The following is a 1,317-nucleotide window of genomic DNA, read 5'->3' as shown; positions in this document are numbered from 1 at the left end:
TTTTTCACAAACAAAACCACCGCTTAATAGCAGTGGTTTCGCTATTATTACTACACTACAGGATATAATCTTACAGTAAAGAGGGATAGTTGTTAATACTCTTATACATTAGATTAAGCCATAAGCACTCATAGTTGCACTTTAGAATTTTATTTGGGAAAAACGCATTTTAGTAATCAAGCATATACAATCCGATAGCTATTATTGGTATGTAAATTCACATATATAGTAAGTATAGAATAATAGAGTATATACCTTTATGTTGCAGATTTATCAATTATTGTGTTTTTATTGATTTATTTTCAAGCATTGGGAGACAATAAAACCACCGCAATTGCAGTGGTTTATTATATCATCAAAGCCCAAGACTTTGCACAATGGGGTAACTTTAAAAGTTGGCCTTATATTACCTAATGGTATTTACATTTTTTATTGTGTCATCTATTAGAATTTCATTAATACCAATTTCTCTTTTCTTCTCATTAATTGAATGCTCCGAAAATGAACCCAATATATTTAATACAGGATGGTTTTTATATTTAGAAATATCCAAAGAATAACTATAACTATTATTCTTACTATTGCATTCAAAAGTCATTGGATATAGCAAAGGTTTCATATCAGCAATTATACCAATGTTTATTTTCGCAGAGTGTATTTTATCAATACTCTTTGGGAAATAAAAATTATATAAAATAGTATTATCTTTACTATTGTACTTCTTTACATAAAACTTACTGTTAGATGCGTTTATCTTATTATTCCTATAAAAAATAATTTGATTATTCAATTCTTTCTTTTTATCAAATTCTTTATAAAATTCTATGTCTAAATATTTTTCATTATTTTTCAGATCATAAGCTCTCCACCAACCTATTTTATATTTTCTTTGATAATTATATTTTCCTTTGATTAGAAATCGGTTATTAACTCCCTCATAATGAATAACAGAGTCATTAACTTTTTTTTGTTGTTTTGCTTGATAATTATTTAAATTAAACACTTCCTCAATGGCTTTCTTTATAGATAAAGCATTCGTTTGTTTATCTTCGTTACATCCTGTTATTATAACTAAAAACAAAAATCCTATTACTCTATTTCTCATCTTCTTTTATTTTATTCGATATTGGCTTGGAACTCTACTATTAAAGTTTCTGATATCCCTATTATAAGAACTGTCTTGAACTGGTTTATATGCTCTGTCAAAATCGCCTGATTTATTTCCATAGAATATAGTTGTATCTTTTTGATATGTAAAACCCGTAGATTTAATTGAGTCTAAAGATGTTACTTTTACAGACATAGAATTTAGACTAT

The 1,317-nt window shown here is 26.6% G+C and carries 2 protein-coding genes; both read right to left on the bottom strand.

Features of this window, described 5'->3' with window-relative positions:
* Nucleotides 1–406: 406 nt before the first annotated feature.
* Nucleotides 407–1,105, bottom strand: coding sequence for a hypothetical protein (locus AC27VX_RS23710; RefSeq protein ID WP_488698440.1), 699 nt, complete (start codon nucleotides 1,103–1,105; stop codon nucleotides 407–409).
* 6 nt (nucleotides 1,106–1,111) lie between these two features.
* The coding region (locus AC27VX_RS23705) for a hypothetical protein (RefSeq protein ID WP_488698438.1) at nucleotides 1,112–1,317 on the bottom strand (206 nt) is incomplete at its 5' end.

This window comes from Chryseobacterium sp. 14P4.3.2 (assembly GCF_057799275.1).
The sequence above is the reverse complement of the archived record's forward strand: the minus strand, read 5'-3'. Positions and strand labels throughout refer to the sequence as shown.